Annotated in this window: 22 protein-coding genes; 9 read left to right on the top strand and 13 right to left on the bottom strand. The window is 63.2% G+C overall.

Features of this window, described 5'->3' with window-relative positions; all coding sequences use genetic code 11:
* Positions 1 to 23: 23 nt before the first annotated feature.
* Positions 24 to 800 (bottom strand): SDR family oxidoreductase, encoded by a 777-nt coding sequence (locus RI444_RS18775; RefSeq protein WP_021472856.1) that lies wholly within the window; start codon positions 798 to 800, stop codon positions 24 to 26.
* A gap of 237 nt (positions 801 to 1037) precedes the next feature.
* Here RI444_RS18775 and RI444_RS18770 point away from each other — a divergent pair, with 237 nt between their 5' ends.
* Complete coding sequence (locus RI444_RS18770) at positions 1038 to 2339, top strand: MFS transporter (protein WP_316963838.1); 1302 nt, start codon at positions 1038 to 1040, stop codon at positions 2337 to 2339.
* A gap of 78 nt (positions 2340 to 2417) precedes the next feature.
* Complete coding sequence (locus tag RI444_RS18765; protein WP_021472854.1) at positions 2418 to 3422, top strand: alcohol dehydrogenase catalytic domain-containing protein; 1005 nt, start codon at positions 2418 to 2420, stop codon at positions 3420 to 3422.
* A gap of 71 nt (positions 3423 to 3493) precedes the next feature.
* Here RI444_RS18765 and RI444_RS18760 read toward each other — a convergent pair whose 3' ends face one another.
* The 5 genes from RI444_RS18760 to RI444_RS18740 all read right to left on the bottom strand — a co-directional run bounded on the left by RI444_RS18760 (position 3494) and on the right by RI444_RS18740 (position 8338).
* The gene (locus tag RI444_RS18760; RefSeq protein WP_207605490.1) at positions 3494 to 4258 is read right to left on the bottom strand and encodes an SDR family NAD(P)-dependent oxidoreductase; all 765 of its coding nucleotides are present in this window, start codon (positions 4256 to 4258) and stop codon (positions 3494 to 3496) included.
* A 32-nt stretch (positions 4259 to 4290) separates the two neighbouring features.
* Positions 4291 to 5382: a 1-phosphofructokinase family hexose kinase gene (locus tag RI444_RS18755; RefSeq protein ID WP_207605491.1), complete on the bottom strand. Its 1092-nt coding sequence runs from the start codon at positions 5380 to 5382 to the stop codon at positions 4291 to 4293.
* 17 nt (positions 5383 to 5399) lie between these two features.
* Complete coding sequence (locus tag RI444_RS18750; RefSeq protein WP_062098124.1) at positions 5400 to 6332, bottom strand: transketolase family protein; 933 nt, start codon at positions 6330 to 6332, stop codon at positions 5400 to 5402.
* Complete coding sequence (locus RI444_RS18745) at positions 6329 to 7222, bottom strand: transketolase (RefSeq protein WP_207605492.1); 894 nt, start codon at positions 7220 to 7222, stop codon at positions 6329 to 6331. Before RI444_RS18745 ends, RI444_RS18750 begins: the two co-directional genes overlap by 4 nt.
* Before the next feature lie 84 nt (positions 7223 to 7306).
* Positions 7307 to 8338, bottom strand: coding sequence for a zinc-dependent alcohol dehydrogenase (locus tag RI444_RS18740; protein ID WP_062098121.1), 1032 nt, complete (start codon positions 8336 to 8338; stop codon positions 7307 to 7309).
* A 150-nt stretch (positions 8339 to 8488) separates the two neighbouring features.
* On the opposite strand from RI444_RS18740, the gene RI444_RS18735 reads away from it, so the two are divergent.
* Together RI444_RS18735 and RI444_RS18730 are read left to right on the top strand one after the other, a co-directional pair.
* Positions 8489 to 9304 (top strand): IclR family transcriptional regulator, encoded by an 816-nt coding sequence (locus RI444_RS18735; RefSeq protein WP_207605493.1) that lies wholly within the window; start codon positions 8489 to 8491, stop codon positions 9302 to 9304.
* The gene (locus RI444_RS18730; RefSeq protein ID WP_021472847.1) at positions 9304 to 10044 is read left to right on the top strand and encodes an IclR family transcriptional regulator; all 741 of its coding nucleotides are present in this window, start codon (positions 9304 to 9306) and stop codon (positions 10042 to 10044) included. Before RI444_RS18735 ends, RI444_RS18730 begins: the two co-directional genes overlap by 1 nt.
* Here the strand turns inward: RI444_RS18730 and RI444_RS18725 are convergent.
* Positions 10041 to 10439, bottom strand: coding sequence for a YybH family protein (locus RI444_RS18725; RefSeq protein ID WP_021472846.1), 399 nt, complete (start codon positions 10437 to 10439; stop codon positions 10041 to 10043). The two genes, RI444_RS18730 and RI444_RS18725, sit on opposite strands and share 4 nt — an antisense overlap.
* A 75-nt stretch (positions 10440 to 10514) precedes the next feature.
* Complete coding sequence (locus RI444_RS18720) at positions 10515 to 10928, bottom strand: hypothetical protein (RefSeq protein WP_079941286.1); 414 nt, start codon at positions 10926 to 10928, stop codon at positions 10515 to 10517.
* Between the two features lie 228 nt (positions 10929 to 11156).
* On the opposite strand from RI444_RS18720, the gene RI444_RS18715 reads away from it, so the two are divergent.
* Entirely contained in the window at positions 11157 to 11492 is a 336-nt protein-coding gene (locus tag RI444_RS18715) for a DUF3040 domain-containing protein (protein WP_207605494.1), read from the top strand.
* Here RI444_RS18715 and RI444_RS18710 read toward each other — a convergent pair.
* Both RI444_RS18710 and RI444_RS18705 read right to left on the bottom strand, forming a co-directional pair.
* On the bottom strand, positions 11489 to 11932 hold the full coding sequence (locus RI444_RS18710) for a hypothetical protein (protein ID WP_207605495.1): 444 nt from the start codon (positions 11930 to 11932) through the stop codon (positions 11489 to 11491). The two genes, RI444_RS18715 and RI444_RS18710, sit on opposite strands and share 4 nt — an antisense overlap.
* A 90-nt stretch (positions 11933 to 12022) precedes the next feature.
* Positions 12023 to 12673, bottom strand: a complete 651-nt coding sequence (locus RI444_RS18705; protein ID WP_021472842.1) for a CG0192-related protein — start codon at positions 12671 to 12673, stop codon at positions 12023 to 12025.
* A gap of 106 nt (positions 12674 to 12779) precedes the next feature.
* Between RI444_RS18705 and RI444_RS18700 the strand changes: the two genes are divergently transcribed.
* Positions 12780 to 13124, top strand: a complete 345-nt coding sequence (locus tag RI444_RS18700) for a hypothetical protein (protein WP_021472841.1) — start codon at positions 12780 to 12782, stop codon at positions 13122 to 13124.
* 161 nt (positions 13125 to 13285) lie between these two features.
* Here RI444_RS18700 and RI444_RS18695 read toward each other — a convergent pair whose 3' ends face one another.
* Positions 13286 to 14437 carry a Fic family protein gene (locus RI444_RS18695; protein WP_242703206.1) on the bottom strand — a complete coding sequence of 384 codons (1152 nt, stop codon included), beginning with the start codon at positions 14435 to 14437 and terminating at the stop codon, positions 13286 to 13288.
* Between the two features lie 182 nt (positions 14438 to 14619).
* Here RI444_RS18695 and RI444_RS18690 point away from each other — a divergent pair, with 182 nt between their 5' ends.
* Both RI444_RS18690 and RI444_RS18685 read left to right on the top strand, forming a co-directional pair.
* Positions 14620 to 15285 carry a GntR family transcriptional regulator gene (locus RI444_RS18690; RefSeq protein ID WP_207605497.1) on the top strand — a complete coding sequence of 222 codons (666 nt, stop codon included), beginning with the start codon at positions 14620 to 14622 and terminating at the stop codon, positions 15283 to 15285.
* A complete protein-coding gene (locus RI444_RS18685; RefSeq protein WP_179012927.1) occupies positions 15282 to 16460 on the top strand; it encodes an MFS transporter in 1179 nt (392 codons plus the stop codon). The genes RI444_RS18690 and RI444_RS18685 overlap by 4 nt, the downstream gene beginning before the upstream one ends.
* 75 nt (positions 16461 to 16535) lie before the next feature.
* Here the strand turns inward: RI444_RS18685 and RI444_RS18680 are convergent, their stop codons facing one another.
* Complete coding sequence (locus RI444_RS18680; RefSeq protein WP_207605498.1) at positions 16536 to 19946, bottom strand: DEAD/DEAH box helicase; 3411 nt, start codon at positions 19944 to 19946, stop codon at positions 16536 to 16538.
* A gap of 373 nt (positions 19947 to 20319) precedes the next feature.
* On the opposite strand from RI444_RS18680, the gene RI444_RS18675 reads away from it, so the two are divergent.
* Positions 20320 to 21276: a type IV toxin-antitoxin system AbiEi family antitoxin domain-containing protein gene (locus RI444_RS18675; RefSeq protein ID WP_207605499.1), complete on the top strand. Its 957-nt coding sequence runs from the start codon at positions 20320 to 20322 to the stop codon at positions 21274 to 21276.
* A gap of 242 nt (positions 21277 to 21518) precedes the next feature.
* Here the strand turns inward: RI444_RS18675 and RI444_RS18670 are convergent, their stop codons facing one another.
* The gene (locus RI444_RS18670) at positions 21519 to 22031 is read right to left on the bottom strand and encodes a hypothetical protein (protein WP_031216668.1); all 513 of its coding nucleotides are present in this window, start codon (positions 22029 to 22031) and stop codon (positions 21519 to 21521) included.
* Between the last annotated feature and the right edge of the window lie 80 nt (positions 22032 to 22111).

Here is a 22111-nt window from a genome sequence, read left to right as displayed (position 1 = left end):
TGCTTCAGCTCCGCATGGATGCTTCAGCTCCGCATGGAGGCGGGGAGTTCCGGCGTGGCCGCCTGCGTATTGCTCAGGGACTGCAGCCGTGTGGCCACAACGCTGATTTCGGCAATGTTGGTCCGGGGAGGCAGGCTGACGGCGCAGTGTACGGCCTCGGCAATATCGTCAGGGTGGATGGCCCAATCACGGACTTCCCGCGGCGGCGGACTGGGGCGAAGGTCAAGGATGGGCGTGTCCACAATGCCGGGAAGGATGCTGCATACTCGGACTCCATTGCCGTGCTCATCCCTCGAAGCTCCCCGGGCCAGGCCCAGCAGCGCGGACTTGGAAGCCCCGTATGCCGCGCCGCTGTGGTCCGGCCAGCTGGCGGCGATGCTGGAAATGATTACAACATCACCCTGGCGTTCGCGCAGTTGATCGAGGGTTGCCGAGAGCAGGGTGAAGACGCCGTAAACGTTGGTCTTCATGATCTGGTCGAAGCTCTCATCCGTGAGCTCTGCTACCCGCCTACGCGGGACGTTGGTCCCTGCGGCACAGACCAGGATGTCGATAGGGTCGGATTCGGCCAATTGGGCGGCCAGGGCCCGGGCTCCGGCGCTGTCCGAGACGTCCAGCGCATGCGCAACGAACCGGCCATCGGCCAGGTGTTCCGGGCTGACTTCGTTCAGGGCTTCCTGGCGGCGTGCGACTCCGTGCACCCGCGCGCCTGCTGCGAGAAGTCTGCGGACCACGCTGGCGCCGATGCCGCTGCTTGCTCCTGTCACGAGGGCAACCCTGCCCTCGAGGTTCCTGTCCATGGGTCCTCCTTACGCCGGGCTCCGGCGTGATCTGTTGGGAATGCGGGCGAGCGGCTTCGCAGCCTCGCTCAAATGTTAAATTATCACTTGACAGACATTTTGTCCGCATGGTGGTGTTAAGCCTAGACAGTGAGCCTTCCGGCCCACATCCGGTACACGCTAAACCTGCAAGGGAACGCGGCCGGGTCATTACAGAGTCAAGCCACAGCGCGTGGCTACCCAACGCGGGAGCATTCAATGACGATTGTTGAGCAGAACACGGCCCAACCGGGCACCGGCGCGGAGCGGCTGCGGCTTCAGCGCAAATCCTTGCTCGCCACTGGTGTGGGCAACTTGCTTGAGTGGTTCGACTGGACCATTTACACCGTTGCTTCCGTCTATATTGCGGGCAGTCTTTTCAACTCGGGCAACCCCATGTCGGCACTGCTGAGCACCTTGGCGGTCTTCGCCGTCGGCTTCCTGATGCGGCCCATCGGCGGCCTGGTCTTTGGTCCCTTGGCCGACAAATTGGGCAGGCGCAAGGTCCTCCTCACCACTATGTTTCTCATGGCAGGGGCGAGCCTGGGCATCGCCTTGATTCCTTCCTACGCCGTGATCGGCAGCTGGGCGTCCTTGCTGCTGCTCGCCCGGCTTGTCCAAGGCTTCGCCCATGGCGGGGAGTCGACGACGTCCTATGCCTACATCGCTGAGATCGCGCCGCCAAAGCGCCGGGGCCTGTGGTCGAGTTCAGTCTTTATTGCCGTGGGATCGGGTTCTTTGCTCGCCACCTTCTTCATGGCACTGCTGACGGGAGTCTTCAGCAAAACCGAGATGATGGAGTGGGGCTGGCGGATTCCGTTCGCCGCGGGTGCCTTGCTGGCCGTCGCAGCGCTGTGGTTGCGCCGGGGCATGATGGAAAGCGAACATGTTGCGGCCGCTCCGGAATCAAGCGCAGCGCCGGCGTGGAGCAGGAAGCAGGTTGTCACTGCGGGCGTGAAGCTCTTCCTCTATGAGGCCGGCGCCACGCTGACCTACTACACGTGGGTGACCTCGGCAGCAATCTATGCGATCGGCGTCAAGGGTATGGACCCGGGCCAGGCCTTCGTGATGAGTGCCATCGCCCAAGTGGTCTACATTCTGTTCCTTCCAGTGTCGGGCTGGATCTCTGATCACTGGGGCCGCAAGACCACGACGCTGATTTCCTTGGTGGGCATCGCCGCGACCGTCTTCCCCCTGTGGGCATTGATGAGCAGCGAGCCATGGACGTTGCTTGTCGCCCAGACCGTGGGCCTCCTGCTGGTTGCCTTCATCACGGGCTCCAAGCCGGCTGCCATTTCGGAACAGATCCCCACCCGCTACCGCACCCGCATCTTCGGAGTGTCCATCTCCTTGGGCGTTGCCATTTGCGGTGGCACAGCGTCCTACCTCAGCACCTGGCTCAACTCGATCGGTAACGGCTGGATCTTCAATATCTACGTCATCGCGGTCGCGGCCATTTCCACGCTTGTGGTCTTGAAGTGGAAGAACAACTCCGGCGTTCCCCTGCACCAAGTCCGGTAAGTCCGGCCATCAGATCAACAGACAGTTCCCGGCGGTGCCCCTGGCCCCCGGGAACTGTCGCATTTCGGAAGGATCTCCATGAATCTCCCCGCAACAGCACCGGCCGCCGTCCGGTCATCCACGGCGCCCCGCAGCATCATTGTCAGCATGAAGGATCTTCCAGACCCTGCTCTTCAGGAAGTTCTTGTCCGCACTGAATATTGCGGACTGTGCGGGTCCGATCTCCACATCTGGAACGGCGACGATGGCTACGACTGGGTGCCCTGCGGCACAACCCTGGGTCACGAAATCGTGGGAACCGTGGTCCGCAGCGGTCACGGATTCACCGCGGGGGACAGAGTCACCGCAATCGCCCAGTCGGGGTGCGGGGAATGCCCGGCGTGCCAGTCCGAGTACGCGAACGGCTGCGAAGGGAAAATGACCTTGGGCTTGACGCGCGACGGCGGCGCTGCGGCTTTCGTACGAATCCCGGCCGCGCAGTTGCTGGCCGTTCCGGAGAATGTCCCTACGCTTACTGCCGTTCTCACGGAGCCGCTCTCTGTAGCCGCCCGCGCCGTCGCCGGCCGGGGGAGGATCACCGCAGAAGACACTGTGGTGGTCAGCGGGCCGGGAACCATCGGTATCCTCGCAGCATTGGTGTGTAGATACGTGGGTGCGCGGGTGCTCCTGAAAGGCACGGCCGGTGATGTTGCCTCACGTGCGGGTCTCGCGGCCCGGCTCGAGCTGGAACTGGCGGAGTCTGTGCCCGGAAGTTATAGCCCTACGGTCTGGATCGAAGCCGCAGGCGCATCGGCAGCACTAACTGATGCCGTGAGGGCCCTGCCGGTCAGGGGTCGCTTGGTGATGGTGGCACTCTACGGCGCACCACCTGTGCTTGCAGCCAACGACGCCGTGCGGAAAGAACTGGACATTATCACGAGCTACAGCTCCCACCGGCCCGACTATGAACTTGCGCTCCAGGTGCTCCAGACACAACCGGACCTGGGCAGCATCCTCGTGGAGACTGTCCCGCTCGCCGACATAGCCGGGGCGTTCGAGAAAGTGGGTCGGGGTGGTGCACCCAAGGTCGCCGTCGTGCCCTGAGCGCAAAGGTGCCTTAAATACAAGGGCCGCAGCGTCCGGAAGTCCGGTGCTGCGGCCCTGTATCCGGTCCGTCAGTCGAATGTCCCGTCGACCGTGAGGCCGCCGTCCACCTTCACCACCTCACCGTGAATGAACGATGCGTCCGGAGACAGCAGGAACGCGATGACGGACGCTATTTCCGACGCTTCCGCCAGCCGGCCAAGCGGCGTGCGTCCCAATAAGGATTCCTCGTTGAGCGTGCCGTTTCGGAGGCCGCTGCGGACCATCTCGGTGTTCACATAGCCCGGGGCCACCGCGTTGACGCGGATGCCGTGCCTACCCCATTCGACGGCGAGGGTCCGGGTCAGGCCCAGCATTCCCGTTTTGGCCGTGGAGTAGGCAGAGCGGCCCGGGAGGCCAAACGAGGAGCCTACCGAGGCGATATTCACGATGGAGCCGCGGCTGGCTTTCAGCAGCGGAAAGCCGGTTTTTGCCATCAGCACCGATCCGGTCAAATGGATGTCCAGGAGACGCCGCCACTGGGCGATGTCCAGCTCTTCAGCGGGCTGGCGGAGGATGTTGCCCGCGCAGTTGACCAAGCCGTCCAAACCTGTGGTTTCCTGCGAGACAGAGGTGAAGAGCCCCTCCACGCTGATCTCGTCCGCAACATCCACGCCGAATCCGAGGTGGGGCTCGCGCGTCGGTGCACCGTGGTTGAGTTCCTCCGCGAGATCCTTGGCGGGCCCTTCGTTCAGGTCCGCAACCAGCACGCGCCACCCCCTCTCGGCGAGCAAATGGGCTGTGCGGGCACCGATTCCCTGGGCGCCTCCGGTGATCAGGGCGGTACGTGGGTTCATGATGTGCTCCTTTGTGACATTGGGGATGCGCCTCAGGCTGTGCCAAGGCGGAAGTTTTCTTCGGGGGCCTGGACTGATACCGCAGGCGCCCCGGTGAGGGTGCCGAGAGCGGTGGTGGAGCGCCCGACCGCCAAGGCGCCCCAGGCTGCCGAGCGGGCCAGGGATTCTGCGAAGGACCACGCACGGTTTCGCGGCCCGGTTGGGCCTTCCGGTTCCACACAGGCCTCGCTGAGGAATCCGGCCAGGGCAGCGTCCCCGGCACCGGTGGTGTTGACTACCGTGGTCTTGGGCGCACGGGCCCACAGAATGCCGTCGGGTCCTGAGCCGATGAGCCCGTCCGCCCCCATGCTGGCCAGGACAGCCCCGACGCCGGCCTTCCGAAGCTCTTCGGCTGCCCGGACTACGTCGCCGACTGTTGCCAATTGCTTTCCAGCGAATGACTCAAGCTCGGGAACGTTGGGTTTGACCAGATTCACGAGGCCCGTGGCGGCCCAACGATTCAGGTCAGGGCCGTTGACATCCAGGCACACTCTGGTACCGATGGCCCGGGCCTCGCGAAGAAGGCATTCAAGATCGGCTAGTTGACCGTCTTCCGTGACAGGCAGGGCGCCAGCCACCACCAGCCAGTCGGCATTCAACGCCTGGACCTCCCGCAGCGTCGCTTTGCAGACGGACTGCCACTCACGCTTAGGCAAAATCCCGGGCCGCTGGTTCGCGTTGGTAGTGGTGCCTTGTGAGTCCACCAATACCGTGTTCACTCGGAAGGACGTGGAAACGGGGACGGTGGCCACCGGGGCCGACACTGACTGCAGGAGCGCTGCCCTGCTCTGGTCCGCTTCGCTGGCGGGAATGACTGCGGTGGTTGGGTTGCCCGCCAGCTTCAGCGTGCGGGCAACGTTGATCCCGTTCCCGCCGAGGCTCTCCTCGACGGCGGACGCCCGGTTGACAGCGCCGGGCACGAAGTCTTCGAAGAAATAGATCCGGTCAACCACCGGAGATGGTGTGAGGGTCACCACCCGCTGTTGGCCCAACCGGGGAGTCGGGGCGGGCATCGGGGGATGGGAGGCGCCATGGGAGCGGTAAACCGAAGCGCCGCGGATGGTTCTATGGGTGAGGCTGCTCATGGGATCGGCGCCTGCGGCTAGTCGTCGGCCAAGGCGTGCCGGACCTGCTCCGCTACGCGCTGTGCAGAGAGGCCGTATTTGTCCAGCAGGTATGCGTTGGGAGCCGATTCCGACCAGGAATCCGCGAGGCCAAGCCGCGTCACGGTTTTGCCCAGGGTGGTACTGGTCACCAGCTCGCTGACCAGTCCGCCGAGGCCACCTATGACGCTGTGCTCTTCGATCGTGAAGATCGGTGCAGGTCCGGAGAGCGCTGACAGGAGAGCAGCTTCGTCTACGGGTTTCAGGCAGGGAACGTGGACCACACGGACTTCGAGTCCTTGTTCGGTCAACAGTTCTGCGGAATCCATAACCCGGGAGGTCTGGACTCCGGTGGAAACCAGGATGGCGTCGCCTCCTTCGCGCAGTACGTGGACAGTGCCGGGTACAAAAACATGGTCGGAGTCGAAGACGTCGGCCACGGCATCCCTGGCAAGACGGATGTACACAGGGCCGTCGTAGTCGGCGGACCAGCGGATGGCAGCTTCGGCCTCCTCGGCATCGGCCGGTGCGATGACCGTCATACCCGGCATGGCGCGCATGATGGCGAGGTCTTCGATGTCCTGGTGCGTTTTTCCGCTGCTGCCGTTGAGGAGTCCTGCATAGGAAGCCGCGATCTTTACCGGTGCTCCCGTCTGGGACACAAGCATGCGGATGGGGTCCAAAGCCCGGTGTGTCAGGAAGACGCCGAATGTGGAGAGCCACGGCCGGTATCCGAGCGTTGACAGGCCGAATGCGACGCCCACCATGTTTTGTTCGGCTATGCCGATTTCAAAAAAACGCTCCGGGAAGGCCTCGGCGAAAAGATCAGCCTTGGTGGAGGTCGCGAGATCGCCGTCCACCAGGGCAACCCGGCTGTCGCTGCGGGCGAGGTCCACCAGCGTCTGGCCCCATACATCACGCTGTGCCTTCACTTTGCTTCTCCTTCGAGTGTTTGGCCGAGTTCTGCAGCAGCAACCGCCAGTTGTTCCGGTGTGGCAACGCCGTTGTGCCACTTATAGGTGCCCTCCGTGAAAGAGATGCCCTTGCCTTTGACAGTGTTCGCGAGGATCACCGTCGGTTTTCCCGAGCCATGGCCCGCGCGCACGTGGTCGAAGGCTGTTTGGATCTCGTCAAAGTCGTGGCCGTCTATGCTGACGACGTTCCAGCCAAAGCTGCTGAAGACTCCTTCGAGGTTCACTCCCGCCCATGGGTTTGAACGGTCGAAGCGGTCGCCGTCTTCGGTCACAGGCCACCCGTATTGTTGGAGGCCGTTCAAGTCGATGACAGCGGTGAGGTTGTCCAGCTTGAAGCGCCGCGCGGTGTGGACCGCCTCCCACACCATTCCTTCTTCAAGCTCTCCGTCGCCCAGCATGACCCACGTGTGGAATCCGGCTCCGAGCTGCTTGGCCGCCATGGCCATCCCTGCCCCCGCTGAAAGCCCTTGGCCCAACGACCCGCTGGACGAGTCCACCCCCGGTGTCAGTTTCATGTCCGGGTGCCCTTGGAGGCGCGATCCTCCTTGGTCGAATGTCGCCAGCTCTTCGATGGGGAAGTAGCCGCGGAGGGCCAGGACTGCGTAGAGCCCGATCGCGCAGTGCCCCTTGGAAAGAATGAAGCGGTCCCGGGCAGGGTCCTGCGGCTGCTGAGGATCGATGCGGAGCTCGTTGAAGTAGAGCGAGACCAGAAGGTCCATGGCCGAGAGCGGTCCGCCGATGTGGCCCGCTTTGGCGTTGGCGACGGTCTCAATAACGTGCCAGCGGCCGGCTGCCGCCAAATGCTGAAGTTCGGCTGTGCCGATTCTGCTTGCTTGCTTGTTTGGCATGACTTTGTCCTCGTCGATCGTGTCAGCAGGTCTGTAAGCCTATTATTATCGCTTAGTGGACGTTAAGTCCAGAAGGTGAGAAATCTAGTTGCAGCTCCGAACGAGGACCTTAACTGCGCCGGACCCTGAGCGGGCCTCGGCGAAGGCGCTCGCGACTTCCTCAAGCGGGTACTCAGACACGGGGATGTCTGCCAAGGGCAGGGCCTGGCTGCTGATCAGTTCCACTGATCGGGCGAAATCCTGGGGTTCATATACCCGTACCCCGATGATTTCCTGTTCGGCGAAGGCCATTTCCCGGAGGTCCACCTCCGCCGGGCCGTGATGGACGGCCACGATGACAATCCGGCCGCGGACCGGAGCGGCTTCGGTCAAAAGCGGAGTGACGCTGTGGTGACCCGCGCAGTCGAAGACGACGTCGGCGGCGTCGTCGCGATGCAAGCGCGCCACCGGAACATCCTCTGGGGCCAGTGCGGTGAGCCCCAGTGACTCAACCACCTGCCGCCGTCGTTCGCTCGGCTCCACGACGCCGAAAACCTTGGCGCCTTCATGCCGGGCGACCTGGGCAACCAGGATGCCGATCGGTCCTGCTCCGAAAATGAGCACACGTTCTCCGGGGACGACGCGGGCGCGACGCACCGCGTGGATCGCGACCGCGAGTGGTTCCGCCAGGGCGGCCTCCCTTGCGGGCACCGGTTTGGGGAAGGCGGTGATGTTCGCGGTTGGTACAGCCATGACTTCCGTCATGGAGCCGGGAGTATCTATGCCTAGCAGTCGAAGGTTGCGGCAAACATGGGGGAGTCCCCGGGTGCATGCTCCGCACTCGCCGCAAGGCAGCAGTGGATTGACCGCCACCGTGGTCCCTGTCTTCAAACCGCTGCTTCCCGGGTCCTCGATGGTTCCCGTCATCTCGTGGCCCATCACCAGCGGCAGCACGGCGCGGGGGTGGGTTCCGTCGACGATGGGGAAATCGGATCCACAGATCCCCGTGAAGGTGATGCGGACCAGGACTTCGTGCGCTTCGGCCCGAAGCTGGCTGCGGTTTTCCACGGCAAATTCCCCGGGCGCAGTGAGTACTGCTGCGCGGTGGGGCATGAGGGTGCCGGTGTGCGATGTCATGGTTCTCCTTCGGTAGATTGTTTCAAATTATCATCTAACGGACAGTAAATCCATAAAACGATAAAGTGCTGGTAAGGAGTTTGGTTGCACTGCAAGGTTTCCCTTCCGTATCGTGAGTCATGGTCTATGTCCGCTAGGTGAGAGGTTCCAATGTCGGAAGTAACGGACCCCGCAGGCGGAATGAACCTCGTCACCAAGTCGGCTGGCGTACTCCACGCCATTGCGGAAGCCGGAGAGCTCACCGTCGGCGAGCTTGCAGAACGCACAGGTGAGCCTGCGAGCTCGCTCTATAGGTTGCTCGCCACGCTTCACGCCATAGGGTGGGTCGAGGACGGCTCGCGGCGCGGGAAGACGCGGCTTGGCCTGGACCTCGTTCGGTTGGGGGCAAAACTGGAGTCGCAACTTGATTTACGGGAGTTGGCGCGTCCCGAGCTTGAAAGACTGCACGCGTCCACGGGCCAGACGGCATTCCTCTGCATCCGACGGGACCTGCGTGCAGTCTGCATCGATAGGATCGACGGCTTGGATGTCCAGATCCACAACCTCAGGTTGGGCGAGTCCATGCCGCTGGGACAGGGCGCCGCGCCCCGGGCAATCCTCGCGTTCGAATCCGACGAGCTGATTGAGCGCTACTTGAGCGAGCTGCCGGAGGATGAGTTCTTTGGTCCTGTAGCCGGCGACGCTGACGAGCTCCGACGTCGTCTTCAGGAGACGGCCGCGGCAGGAGTGGCCGTCGCGCACAGTGATTGGGGCCAAGGAATAGGCGGGGTCGGCGCTCCGATCTTTAACCATTCAGGAGCAGTAGTTGGTGCTCTTTCCATCAGCGGCCAAACTCACCGGGTGTTTCACAGCGGCTACGACCCCGTGGAAGTGGTTCTTTCTGCCGCGGCGGCAGTCAGCCGCGCCTTAGGCGCCTCGTTGCAGCAAGGCGCCGACTTCCCCGCCAAAGTTGGAAGTGACTCCTGATGCCCGCAAAGCCCATTAAAGTCATGGCCAACAGTGCCGACCTTTTGAACGCGTTGGCTGATACCGGGCCAATGAGCGTCGCTGACATTGCCGATGCCATCTCCATGCCGCGGCCCAGTGTCTACCGTCTGTTGGATGCGCTGGCGCACGTAGGCCTGGTGACTGTTCGGGAAGACGGGCGCGCCCAGCTGGGCACCGGGATCCTTCACCTCGCCACCGCAGCGCTCAAAGGAATTCCGGAAGTCGGAGCAGCCCGTTCTGCAATGCAGCGGCTCAACGACGTGACGGGCCAAACCGTCTACCTCTGCTCCCTCCGTGACCGGCGGGTGGTGTGCCTGGACTGGGTCGAGGGCACAAAGGTCACGCTGATGCTGCTTAAACCCGGAGGAAGTCTCCCGCCCCACGCCGGCGCGACCTCCCGGGCGATCCTGGCTTACGACAATTCCCTTCGCAACAGGGTCTTGGAGGCTGCCCCCCTTCAGGAATTCACTCCCCAGACCCTTACCAGTGCCGAGCAACTCGAGGCCGATGCCGCGCTGATCCGCGAACGCGGCTTCAGCTTGTCTGACGAAGACGTTACCCTCGGCGTAGCGGCGCTGGGCGTGCCGCTGTTCGATTCCAACGGTGTCCTGCGGGGGGCCCTCTCCGTCGCCGGGCTCCGGGACGACGTCCTGCCGCACCGAAACGAATACGCGGACCTGCTGCGTGAAGCAGCGCAGGAAGTCTCGGCAAAGCTTTAGCCGCCCACGGTATCCGCGTGCCGGTGTACCACCTTCCACTGTCCGTCTTCGCGCCGATACACCTGGGTAGCCCGCAGCACGTAGCTGCGGGCCTCGCCGTTAACGGACGTTGAGGTGTGTTCCAGGCCGACGGTGTAGGCCATGTCGCCCACGACGTCGTAGCTCTGGAGCTCGAACTCGTAGGACACGCAGTCTGAGAAGCTCTCGCCCAAATGCGTGAAAAGGTCGTGCAGGGCGAGCTGTCCCAAGGCATTCCGCCAAGCACCCATCACGCTCACTGGTTCTTTGCGCGACCAGACGGCCCGGCGGGGTTCTGGATCGCCGTTATGCAGGGCCTGTTCGGCGTGCCGAAGATCGGACGTTACCCAGGCCAGGAAATCTTCACGATCGGTCATACCGACAGTATGCGCCTGGGTGGCGCTGATGTGACGGGCTGTGGTGGACCGACTGTGTGAGCCCAGCCGGTTGCCTCAGAGGCCCGTTCGGTTCCAGCTGACAACTACCCGGGCCGCGCCTTCCTCCGTCCGCTCGACGTTCGTCACGATTTCCGCGTCAGTGGCGCCCATGTTCCGGATCTGCCGGCGGTAATCCTCGATGTGGGCCTGCAAGGATTCCTCGGTCCACTCGCCAGGACGCATCCGGGTCGAGATCTCTACCGGTTCAGTCCGTGGGAGCAGCACGTCCGGCGTGTTGGTGCCCACAGGTTCCGTTGCCGCCCGTTTACCCGGTTGGCTGTTGCCGGCAGGGACAGCCGCCCGCCGTGCAAAGATGCCCCCTGCCACACCGGCAACGAGGGCCGTGAGGATCAGCCATGCAGCCCGCCCACGCTTGGGTCGTGTTGCTTGTGCAGTGTTGTTCCGGATTCTTGCAGTTCGTCGTGCCATGGGAAGAAGTGCCTTCCAGTTGGTTGTCCGTACGCGTGCTGGGAACTACCCCTTCAGGGTGCCACAGTCAGCTCCGGTCATGCACTGCGGGAGCTTCAGCCTGGACCTGCCCAGTGGCTAGTACCCCGGATTCGGCAGATAATGAAGGCAAGGTACGGCAAGCAGTGCCCGCGCCCGGCAAGAGGGCTCCAGCGTCAGAAACGGGAGCCGTAGGTGAGGTAGATTCCGATGTCGTTGTCGGATGAAGAACGCAGGAGTTTGGAAGAACTCGAACGGGGCCTGGCCGCGTCGGACCCCGCCTTGGACCTGCAGCTGAAGTCAGGCCGCCTGCGGGGGACGGCGGCCAGGACGGTCATGGGCGTGCTGGGTGTCCTTGCCGGATTCGCCTTGATCATCACCGGGATCGCCACGCAGATCCTGATTGTGGGTGTCGCGGGATTCCTCGTAGCGGGTGCGGGGGCTTATGTGCTGTTGAGCAGGCTGGTATTTCGTCGGCGCCTCCGCCGGGACGACGGTGGGGACCGGAACGACCAGACCGGTCCCAAGCGGCTCTGGCCGGACTAGTTCGTGCCCTCTTGTGACGAAGCCGCGTGGTTGGCCGCCGTCTCCGAAGCGGAAACGGGCGTGGGTTCTCCTTGAGGGAGCAGCGTCCGCCAGAGGAAAACGGCACCCGCGGAAAGACCTGCTGCGGCAATGAACGTCAACCACAAACCTCGGCGTGACGCAGTCTTCCCTGATGGTCTCCTGCGACGTTCGGCAAGAGCCTGAGTGGCCCGTTTGACCGCCTTGTCCGCTGCACGGCGGGCTTTCCGCGCCGTCCTGCGGTTGCCGGTGAGCGTCATCATCACTCCCTGCACAACGGACGGCACGTCGGCGTGGTTGATGCGGGAGAGGGCCCAGCCCACCACTGCATCGGACTGCGAGGCCTTCCCGTCAGCAGCGTGCCTGACCCACTCGCCTGCGAGCTCCTGGGCTGCGGAAATGACGGTCTGCGGCTTGTGCATGAGGACTCCTGGGAGAGGGATGTGCTTGTGCTTCGACGGCCAGCCTACGCCGCCAACTCCTTCAGGAACAGGTGACTCTGCGCGCGCAGCTTAGTCGCGGATTACCGAAGCCAACTCGACCGGGTTTTCAAGCCCTTCCCAGGTTCCCGTGAGGGCCAGCTCGGTGTGAAGTTCCGGTGCCGCGGCAGTGTTGACAGCGGCATCGACGGCGACTTCCACTACGCGGTTTACTTTCAGGCGGAGGCTTCCCGCGTCAATGATGGTCACACCGCTTCCCGATACCGGCGCCGAAGCGCTCAAGGCGGGCAGGCCGCCGTCGAGCATTCCCGTTCCTTGCACCGAAACTGTGCTCGGGCGGGGCTGGGACTCGCCGTCCACGAACTGTTCGGCCTCTTTCTGCCCGGTGAGGATGGCAGTGGCCAGCGCTTTGATGTAGACGGGGTCGGCGCAGGCGTCGTAGACCCAGCGCTTCCCAAGGACGGAGTGGTCCATGGTGCCGATCAGCCAGTCGTTCGCACCGGCCAGCTCGTAGCCGCGGTAGCTGAGGGGAACCTGGTAGATGCGGTCGCCGGCTGAGACGACGTGGGTTTCGATTCCGACTTCACCGGCGGGATCGTCAAAGCGGTAGGCGCCCACCAGCTCCGGTTCGCCCTCCTGGATGAACCACGGCTGCTTCGGCAGGTAGTCAGCGATGAGCTCGAGCTTGCTGGGGGACAGGGTTGCCTTGTGAATGATCGCCATGCCACCCAGCCTAGGGCAGCACCGGTCAGGTCTCTAAGTTGTCCCGATGCGCAGGCATTGCGGGGCTCTGATTACAATCGAAGGGACGTCGACCATTGAGGGAATCATGAAGAAACTCACCACTGTCCTGATCGCTGCCGGGCTGCTTGCCTCGGCCTCCGCCTGCTCAGCACCGCAGCTGACCACCGCGCAGACCTGCGACAGGATGGCCGCCGCCGCTTCCGGGCTCACCCAGGAATCGAACAAGACGGCAACCAACCGCGTGGCCAACGCCATCCGTCCCATCCAGGCCGTGGCTTCCGAGGAGATGAAGCCCGTGGTGACCTCCATCCTGGATTTCCTCGACGAGCAGGCCAAGTCCGATCCCGATGAAGCCAAGCTCGGCGAGCTGACCACCGCCTACCAGGAAGCCGGCACCAAGTACGGCGAACTCTGCCGCGGCGCCCAGTAGCCGGCACCCCTTCCGGACGCTCTCTCACATAACGGCCCCTTTTCGCGTTTCCTCTCTCACTCGATGACAGAGGAAACGCCGAATCGGGGCCATAAGCGAGAGAGCGTTTCTTGTGCGTAGGCTTTCACCACTCCGTACCGGTGGGTGCGGGGCTGAGGTGCTCAATAATCGCGATTTGCCAGACGACGGTTGAGCCGGTCGACCTCGTCCAAGACTTCCGTTGCCGCCCAAGCGCGATTTCGCTGCGACTGGGTGATCAGGGAGAGTACTCCGGCGTCTGTCAGCCGGTCAAGGACCCTATAAACAGAGCGCTCGTCGATCCCCGCGGCATACGCGGCACTGTGCGCCTCAAAGACAGGGCGTTCCAAGAGCCAAGTCAGAATCCTTTCGTCGGCCGAACCCTTGCGGGGACGAACGACCTCTGTCCATGCTGCAGGCAGCGCGTCCAGTGCGGTAACGGATTCGCGCGCAGCATCCGCAGCTCGAACTGACGACGTGGCTAGATAGAGCACGAAAGGATCGACATCCCCGTCGCGGTAGTTGTTCAATAACGCGAAGTAGGTTTCGACGTCAGCCACCATTGCGGAGGCAACTGGGGTCACAGTGTTCCTGGTTAGTCCCCGTCGACGCGAGACGGCCCCAATCAGGGCCCTGCCGATGCGGCCGTTGCCGTCAGTAAACGGGTGGATGGATTCAAAATGTGCATGCGCAATGGCTGCCTGTGCCATGATCGGGATGTCTTTGCGCTGACAGAAGGCCATGAGGTCGTCCATGAGTTCCCGGACCATCCCGGGTGGGGGAGGAACATGGACTGCTCCTCGCGGGGAATAATCGCTGCCCCCGATCCAGTTCTGCACCTCGCGGAAAGAGCCGGCGTTGTGTCCGTCCAGCGGGTCATCCTTCATCAATGTCCTGTGTGCTTTGAGAAGCGACTCCATCCGGACTTCACCTGCTACCCCGGCGTCGTTGATCATGCTCTGCACAGCCTCGGCGGCGGCTACCATCGACTTGGCCTGATCGGATGCTTTCAGACCTACCAGTGCCCGCGCGTAGTCGTTGCGATTCGCGTCGACGTGTTCGATCTTCGACGAGGACACTGCCTCACTCCGCAGGAGGAAGTCGCTGATTGCCGCCATCCGGGACCCTGCCGTGACATCCAGCGATGCAATGGCAGCGGCTGCCTCTTCGAGAGCTACAACGGTCTCCCGGCTCGGCTCGAACCCCAGATCCGCAATGTGCGGAGGAAGCGATACCTCAACTTCGGTAAACATCCTGTCTTCGCGGGGCGGACGCCCGGAAGATTTCCATGGCATGACGCGCCTCCCGTGCGCTGGCCAACCTCCCATCACCCCTCCTAACAGTGATTTAGCTGCCCCCTATTCGCATTTTACAGTTTAAGTGCGAATAAGCGCTCATTTAGGCGCTCTTTTTGGTCCACAGCAGAAGCGATGTATAGATGTATACAAGTACACTTCACTCTTACTTTGGCGGCAGCATGGCAGAATCACGGCTTCGGAACACCGGGGCGAACCTCGTCTACACCGAGCTCAAGCGGCAAATCCTCGATCTGGAGTTGAAGCCCGGGACCCGTATCTTCGAGCCCGCGATGGCTGCAGCACTGCAGGTCAGCCGGACCCCACTGAGAGAAGCGATCAGGAGACTCATTTCGGAGAGCCTTCTTGAGCAAAAGCCAACTGGCGGCGTCCTGGTTCCGTTGCTTGATGAGAAGGCGGTCTCCGAGCTGTATGACGTCAGGGCTGCCCTTGAGTCATTGATGGCCCGCGAAGCCTGCGCCAAGGCCACCACCGAACACATCGAAAAACTACGGGGAATCCTGGACCGAAACGCAGCCATGGTCGGATTCGCGGATGAGGCCATGAGGCATGGAGTGACCCTCCACGCCACCATTGCAGACATCGCCGGCAACTCCTGGGCACTTCGATTCCACGAGCAGATTGCCAGCCACGTTGAGCGGTACCGGTACTTCACCAACAACTCACCGGAACGTCGGGAGGAAGCCTTAGCGGACCACCGGGCTTTGGTGGAAGCCTTGGCGGCCAAGGACCCGGAGCGTGCGGCGAAGATAGCCTTCGATCACGTCATTGGAGCCCGTGACGAGACTCTGCGCGTCATCGCAGACAAGGGACTTGACGTCGAATGATCGGCGAACTGGGGCGGCGCTCGTCAACTGCTCTCCTCCTTCACTCGGCGCTGATTCAGGCCATCACTTTCCTGGTGAGGCCGGCTGCAACATACCGGGCCCTGGAACTCGACGTTCCCGCCTTCGCGCTCGGTGTGCTGGCCGCCAGTTACGCAGTCTTTCCGTTGTTGCTGGCCCTCCCCATCGGAAACCTGGTGGACCGCCTTGGCGAGCGTCGGCTGATGGCCGCGGGCTCCGCCGTCGTGCTTTCCTGTTCGGTGTTCCTGTTGCTGTGGGGGTCGTCCGTGGCCGCGCTGATCGCGGGAACAGCGCTCCTGGGTGCGGGCCAGCTTGCGTGCGTGGTGGGGCAGCAAGCCGTGGTGGCGAATAACGCTGCCTCGTCCCGTCTTGACTCTGCTTTCGGTTACCTGACCTTCGCAGCGTCGTTGGGCCAGGCCTTGGGGCCGCTGGCTATCTCGTTGGTCGGAGGTCAATCAGTGCGGCCCGACACCCACTCGATCTTCCTCTTGGCCGCCGGCATGGGGCTCGTGCTGTTCGGGACGACGTTCCTGGTCTCATCACGGGTCAGTGGTGGAAAGCGGGCCACCCGCAGCGGCGGAGCTCCCCGCGGAAGCGCCTTCTCCCTGTTGCGCGTGCCAGGCGTGGCGCGGGCGCTGGCCACCAGCGCAACGGTGCTGGCCGTCGTCGACCTCACCGTGGTCTACCTCCCCGCACTGGGTGCCGAGCGCGGACTCACCGCGGCCACAGTGGGTCTGATGCTCACCGTCCGGGCAGTCTTTTCCATGGTTTCCAGGCTCGGCCTGGGACGGGTGTCCCGCAGGCTCGGGCGGCTGAAACTCCTTGTTCTTAGTCTCGCTGTTTCGACGGTCGCCTTGGCTGTGGCGGCGATCCTCATGCCGGAGTGGTTGCTCTTCGTGGTCATGGCGTTCCTAGGTTTGGGGCTGGGAATCGGCCAGCCGCTCACCATGTCCTGGCTGTCCGCGCAGGCTCCGGAAGGGCAACGCGGGAGGGCACTGGCCCTGCGACTGGCGGGGAACAGGGTGGGGCAAGTTGTCCTGCCAAGTGCCATCGGAGTGGTGGCTGTGGGCTTGGGCGCCTCCGGAGTGTTCCTGGCATCGGCCGTCGCGGTGGGAGGGACGATGATCCTGCTGCGCGGAGTGCGCCTGGACGACTGACCGTCACGAGATCTGACTGGCAGTAGTGGTTGCCAAAAGGGCTGGGAACAACCGCTAATGCCAGTCAGTTGGGAGTTATTCCGCAAACAGCGCTGCCAGGTCCTCGGCCGTCAACGAGCCACCGGCCAGGGCGTCGCCTTCCATCACGTCAGCGAAAAGTTGCGACTTCTTGGCCTTCAACGCCATGACCTTTTCCTCGATGGTGTCCTTGGCCACCAGCCGGTAAACCATCACGTTCCTGGCTTGGCCGATCCGGTGCGTGCGGTCCACGGCCTGGGCTTCGGATGCCGGATTCCACCACGGATCCAGAAGGAAGACGTAGTCCGCCTCGGTCAGGTTGAGGCCGAATCCACCGGCCTTCAGCGAAATCAGGAAGACGGGAGCGGTCCCGTTCTTGAACTCGCTCACCACGTCCCCGCGGTTGCGGGTGCTGCCGTCGAGGTAGCAGTATTCAATGCCTTCGGCGTCCATGCGTTCCCGAACCTTGCCCAGGAACCCGGTGAACTGGCTGAAGATCAGCGTCCTGTGGCCCTCGGAGATGATGTCCTCGAGCTGTTCGAACAGGACATCCAGCTTGGACGACCGCACCGCGGACATGGAGGAGTCCACCAGCGAAGCGTCCAGGCTGAGCTGCCGAAGCACCGTTAGCGACTGGAAGATCGTGAAGCGGTTCTTGTTCACATCGTCGATCAAGCCGAGGATCTTCTGCCGCTCCCGCTGCAAATGGGTTTGGTAGACCTTTTGGTGGCGCGGGTTGAGCACGACCTCCAGCACCTGCTCCTGCTTTGGCGGAAGGTCCTGGATAACCTGCTCTTTGGTGCGCCGCATCATGAGCGGACGGACCCGACGCCGGAGCTTGCCCAGCTGCGCCGAGTCGCCGTTCTTCTCCACCGGCTTCTGGTAGTTCTCGGCGAACCTCTTGGGACTGGGGAACAACCCCGGCGCAACGATCGACGTCAGGGCCCAAAACTCCATCAGGTTGTTCTCCAACGGGGTGCCCGTGATGGCCAGCTTGAAGCGCGCAGGCAGCTTGCGTGCGCACTGGTAGGCCTTGGACTGGTGGTTCTTCACGAATTGGGCCTCGTCCAGCATGAGCCCGGCCCATTGGAAGTACGCGTAGGCCTCGTAATCGATGCGGAACAGCGCATAAGAGGTAATTACGACGTCGGCACCCGCCAAAGCTTCCGACGGCAACAGGCCACTCTTGGCGAATGTTTCCGAAACCGTCCGAACCGTCAGGCCGGGTGCGAACCTCTGCGCTTCCAAGGCCCAGTTGCTGACGACGCTCGTTGGCGCGACCACCAGGAACGGGGCCCTGTCCCTGCCTTCGGAAGCAGCCAGTTCCCGCGCCGCGCAGATCAGCGCCAGCGCCTGGACGGTCTTGCCGAGGCCCATGTCATCGGCGAGGACGCCGCCCAGGCTGTGCTTGTAAAGGAAGCTCAGCCAGTTGAACCCTTCCAGCTGATACGGACGCAGCTCAGCGTTAAGGCCGGCCGGCAGCGGCAGTCCGGTGACGCCGTCGTCGAGCAGTCCACCAACGGACTCCCGCCACGCCGCCGCTTGTTCGTCCACGATCCCAAGCTGTGCGAGTTCGTCCCACAGCCCTACCTGGAACCGGCTGATCTGCAGGGTTCCGTCTTTGTTGTCCGGGTTGTCCTGCAACGAACGGGCCTCGTCGATGAGCTCGCGGAGCTGGTGGAGCTCGGGCAGATCGAGGGAAAAGTGTGCGCCGCTGGGCAGCAGCATGCGGGTCTGCCCGGCAGCGAGCGCCGAGAAAACGGCGGCGAAGGATACCGGTTCGCCCTCGAGCGTGATGACGATCCCGAGGTCGAACCAGTCTCCGCTCGCGGTCTCCTTGGTGGAGATCGACACGACAGGCGCTTCTTCGGCCTCCCGGTAATCGGCAATGTCACCGGAGGTTTCCACCACGACGTCGGGCAGTTGCCTGAGTGCCGGCAGCACCTCTTCGGTGAACGCCAGGGTGTCCAGGCCACTCAGTTCAGCGGTAGCAGTGAGCCGGGGCGCACCCCAACCCCCTGTTGAGGATTCCGCGAGGGCAGGGACGTTCTCCCACGGGTGCCCCAGCGATTCGAGGATGCGTGCCTCCGCGGCGTCGTCCCGGTAGCCGCGATCGTCCGGGTGCCGCCAGAGGGGTTGGGCCGTCACCAAGGTTCCCGACGTGTAGTGCCACTCCCAGTGGAGCCGGACCTTGTGGTCGTTGCCGTAGTTGGCCAGCAGGGACAACGTCGGCACGGCAAGCGTCGGCAGCTCCACTGATTCGTCGGCTGCTTGGACAGGCGTGGACTGACGGAGCTTGGGGTAGAAGGACGTGAGGAAGCGGCCCTCGTCCTCGGCCGGAATCTCCAACGTGGAACCCTCGGTCACGAACTCCAGCAATTCATCGCTGAGGCTCCCCCCAAGCGGTGCAAGGGTGATCAGGTTCTTCTGCTGCGGCGCCCCGGGCAAAGTGTCGGCGCCGGATTGCGTATAGAAGATTCCGTTGGCCGGCTTTCCCACAAAGCCAACAGTGGCCGGATCAACGGCTTCCCCGTCCACGGTGACTGACGGCGACAGCTGCAGGCCGCCGTCGGGCTTTCCGTCAACGGAACCTTCCCGTCCCGTCCTGGCCAGGCTCAAGCCCACGACGGCGGGTTGGGACGCCACGTGAACGGGCTCAGTACCAGCGGTGTGGATGAGCGGAATTCCGGCTTTCCTGGCTTCCTCAAGGAGTGACCAGAGGTTCTTGCCGGCGAAGTCGTTCAAGCTGAGCCACATTGCGCCGGAGGGCTGGTGCCGCCCGCTGGGGGAACCGTGGGCTGCCATGAAGGTTTGCAGCCACTCCACCTGGGCTTCGTTGAATTCACGGCGGAAACTGATGTAGCTGAGGTTGTTCCACGATACGTCGCCGCGGATCCATTTGCCCTTCGCGCCCATCATCATGGGGCGGGCCTTGAGTTGCCTTACGCTCCTTGCAGGGTCGCGGCGGCCTGTGTAGGAGAAGTGCGCGGCAGGTTCTTCCACTTCGAACTGCAAAGCGAGCTGGATACCCGCGGGGTTGGCGGGTGCTCCAGGCTTGGTGATCAGCCTGTTGAGGGCAAGTTCCCATGCCGGGCGGCTGGTGGCCTGGCTTGGGTTCGCCGTTTGCATTCCGGGGGATTGGGCAAGGAGCTGGGCTCGAATGGTGGGGTGGTCCTCCGCCGTGAAGAGCAGGGCTGCGACGTGCTTGCAATCCTTCCGGACCGGGCAGCTGCAGATGCCCACGGTGCAGCTCCAGCCGCTCGGTTTTCGCACCAGCTTTGCCGACGTGGAGTAGGGCTGCACTCCGTTGCCCCGGACTTTGCCGAGGAGGAGACCGGTGGCTGAGTCGAAGGTAATCCCGTTGACCCGGCTTCCCATGGCATAGGCCAGCCCCGCCGCGAGGGAGCGGTCGTTGATGGCAGGTGTTTGTATGGCCAGTTCCCAATTGTCATCGGGGTGGGATGGCATGCAGGCGACTACTTTCGGAAGGAGGTTATCTGCCCAATCTTAGTCAGCCTGCTGCGGCTCCCAAACTTGAGCCGCCGGGTTCGCGGGAACGTCCCCTCGTAGCCGCCGAGTTCGCGGGAACGCTGTGGGTTCGCATGGAAGCTTGGGGCGCGGCGGCAGGCTTCCGGCGATCTCGGGAGCCGCAGGTGGGCGATAGGTAAAGCGTGCCGCGGAGCTCGGCGTCGTTCCCGCAGCTTTGGTGCATCCCGCCGGGTTCGCGGGTACGATGCCCAGACGCTGTAAGTTTGCGGGGCATTCGCACCGTTGGCGTCTACTTTCCACATAGCGACGACCAGGCCTACTGCCGACTTGGAGGCCCGGCGATGCTGAAGCGATGCAACCAACATCAAGTGTGACCACTCAGTCGACCCTCCGCGCCGCACCTCAACGAGGCTATATGTGGCGCACGGACGAGCTGCTTCGCCTGGGCTACAACAGCCGAAGCATCAAGTACCTCTTGGATTCAGGCGAGCTGCGTCGAATGCGGTACGGATGCTACATGAGCGCCGGCAAGTGGGACTCCATGGGACCACGAAGTCAGGCCCTTGCGCGGATCATGGCCCATGCTCACGGAACCCTGACGACTTCGACGGGCGGTTTGGTCTACAGCCATCTATCGGCGGCACGACTCCATGGACTGTTCTTGTGGGGTGTGGACCAAAAAGTCCACGTCCTTCACCCGGTTCGACCGTCCTCGAGTCGATGGGGCAAGGATGTCCGGGGTCATACTGAAGCGCTGGCCGAGACTGAGATCGTGACGGTGAGAGGCCTGCGGGTGACGTCGCTTGAGCGCACAATGTTCGACTGTGCCAGGATGCTCAGCTATCCGAAGGCGTTGGTCATCATGGACCATGGTCTGCGGCTTGGGGCAGATCGGAGTGTGCTCGCCTCAATGGGCGCAGCGTCCGCGGGAAAGCGCGGGATTCGTATTTTTCGCAAGGCCCTTAAGAATGCCGATCCTAGGTCCGAATCCCCAGGCGAGACGCTGAGCCGGGAGTTGATGCAGCGGTTACGCGTCAAACCACCGGAACCCCAATTCCGCGTGAAGACCCGGGTAGGAAACCACCGCTTGGACTTCGCATGGGAGGAAGAAAAACTGGCCTTGGAATTCGACGGGAAAACCAAGTACTTCGACTACAAACCCACCGACGAGGTCATCTTTGAAGAAAGGCGACGCGAAAAGGCGCTCATGGAGGACGGCTGGAGGTTCATCCGGATCGAGTGGAAGGACCTGTTCCAAGAGCGGACCTTCAAAGAACGAATCCTTCGAGCGCTCAGGTCGCGCAGGTAAGGGGGCGGTCGCGCGGGTTCGTGGGAAACGTGCATGGGCGCAGGGAAGCTTGCAGCGGTTCGGCACGCTTCCCGCGAACAGCAGGGGTGGTCGCTCGGGTTCGTGGGAAACGTGCATAACAGCAGGGGTGGTCGCTCGGGTTCGTGGGAAACGTGCATTGGCGCAGGGAAGCTTGCAGCGGTACGGCACGCTTCCGGCGAACTCGGCGAACTCGGCGATCGGCAACGGACGAGGGGGCCCACTCAGTAGCCCGAACCAGCAGCGCCCTTGATCATCTCTCCGCCGGGGCTCACCAGGTACCAGACGTTGTTCACACCCTGGCCCGCAACATCACCGGGGGCCTTGTCCTGGGCGTAGTAGTACAGGGGCATACCGTTCAGCGTGACCTGCTTCTTCCCGTCGGGCGTGGCGATGGTTCCCACAGTGCCGGTGACGCCATCAACCTTGGGCGCGTCCGCCGTCGTCGTAAATACGGGCCACGCGGCAAGGCATGCATCCACGCAGGCGCTCTTGCCGGAGTCCTTGACGTCCTTCGTGAAGAAGTAGAGGCTCATTCCTTTGCCATCCACCACGATCGGGCCGGCGCTGGAGGACGCCACTTTCATCTCCGCGTCTGCCTCTGCTGTGCTGGGAGCGGACACGGATGACGACGCCGGCGGTGCAGAGGACGTGGACGTGCCCGGACTGCCGGCGCATCCTCCCAAGGCCACCGCGAGGACCACAGCACCAAGTCCAAAGCTGAATCTATTCTTCATCACTGGCTCCCTTGACGGGCCGGCCGGAGTGGGCCGGCGCTAACCCTAAGACGCCGCCGGGGGAAGAATGGTTCATGGTG

The sequence above is a fragment of the Paenarthrobacter sp. AT5 genome (assembly GCF_032764245.1).
Lineage (GTDB): Bacteria > Actinomycetota > Actinomycetes > Actinomycetales > Micrococcaceae > Arthrobacter > Arthrobacter ureafaciens.
This window is presented reverse-complemented; position numbering and strand designations above follow the sequence as displayed.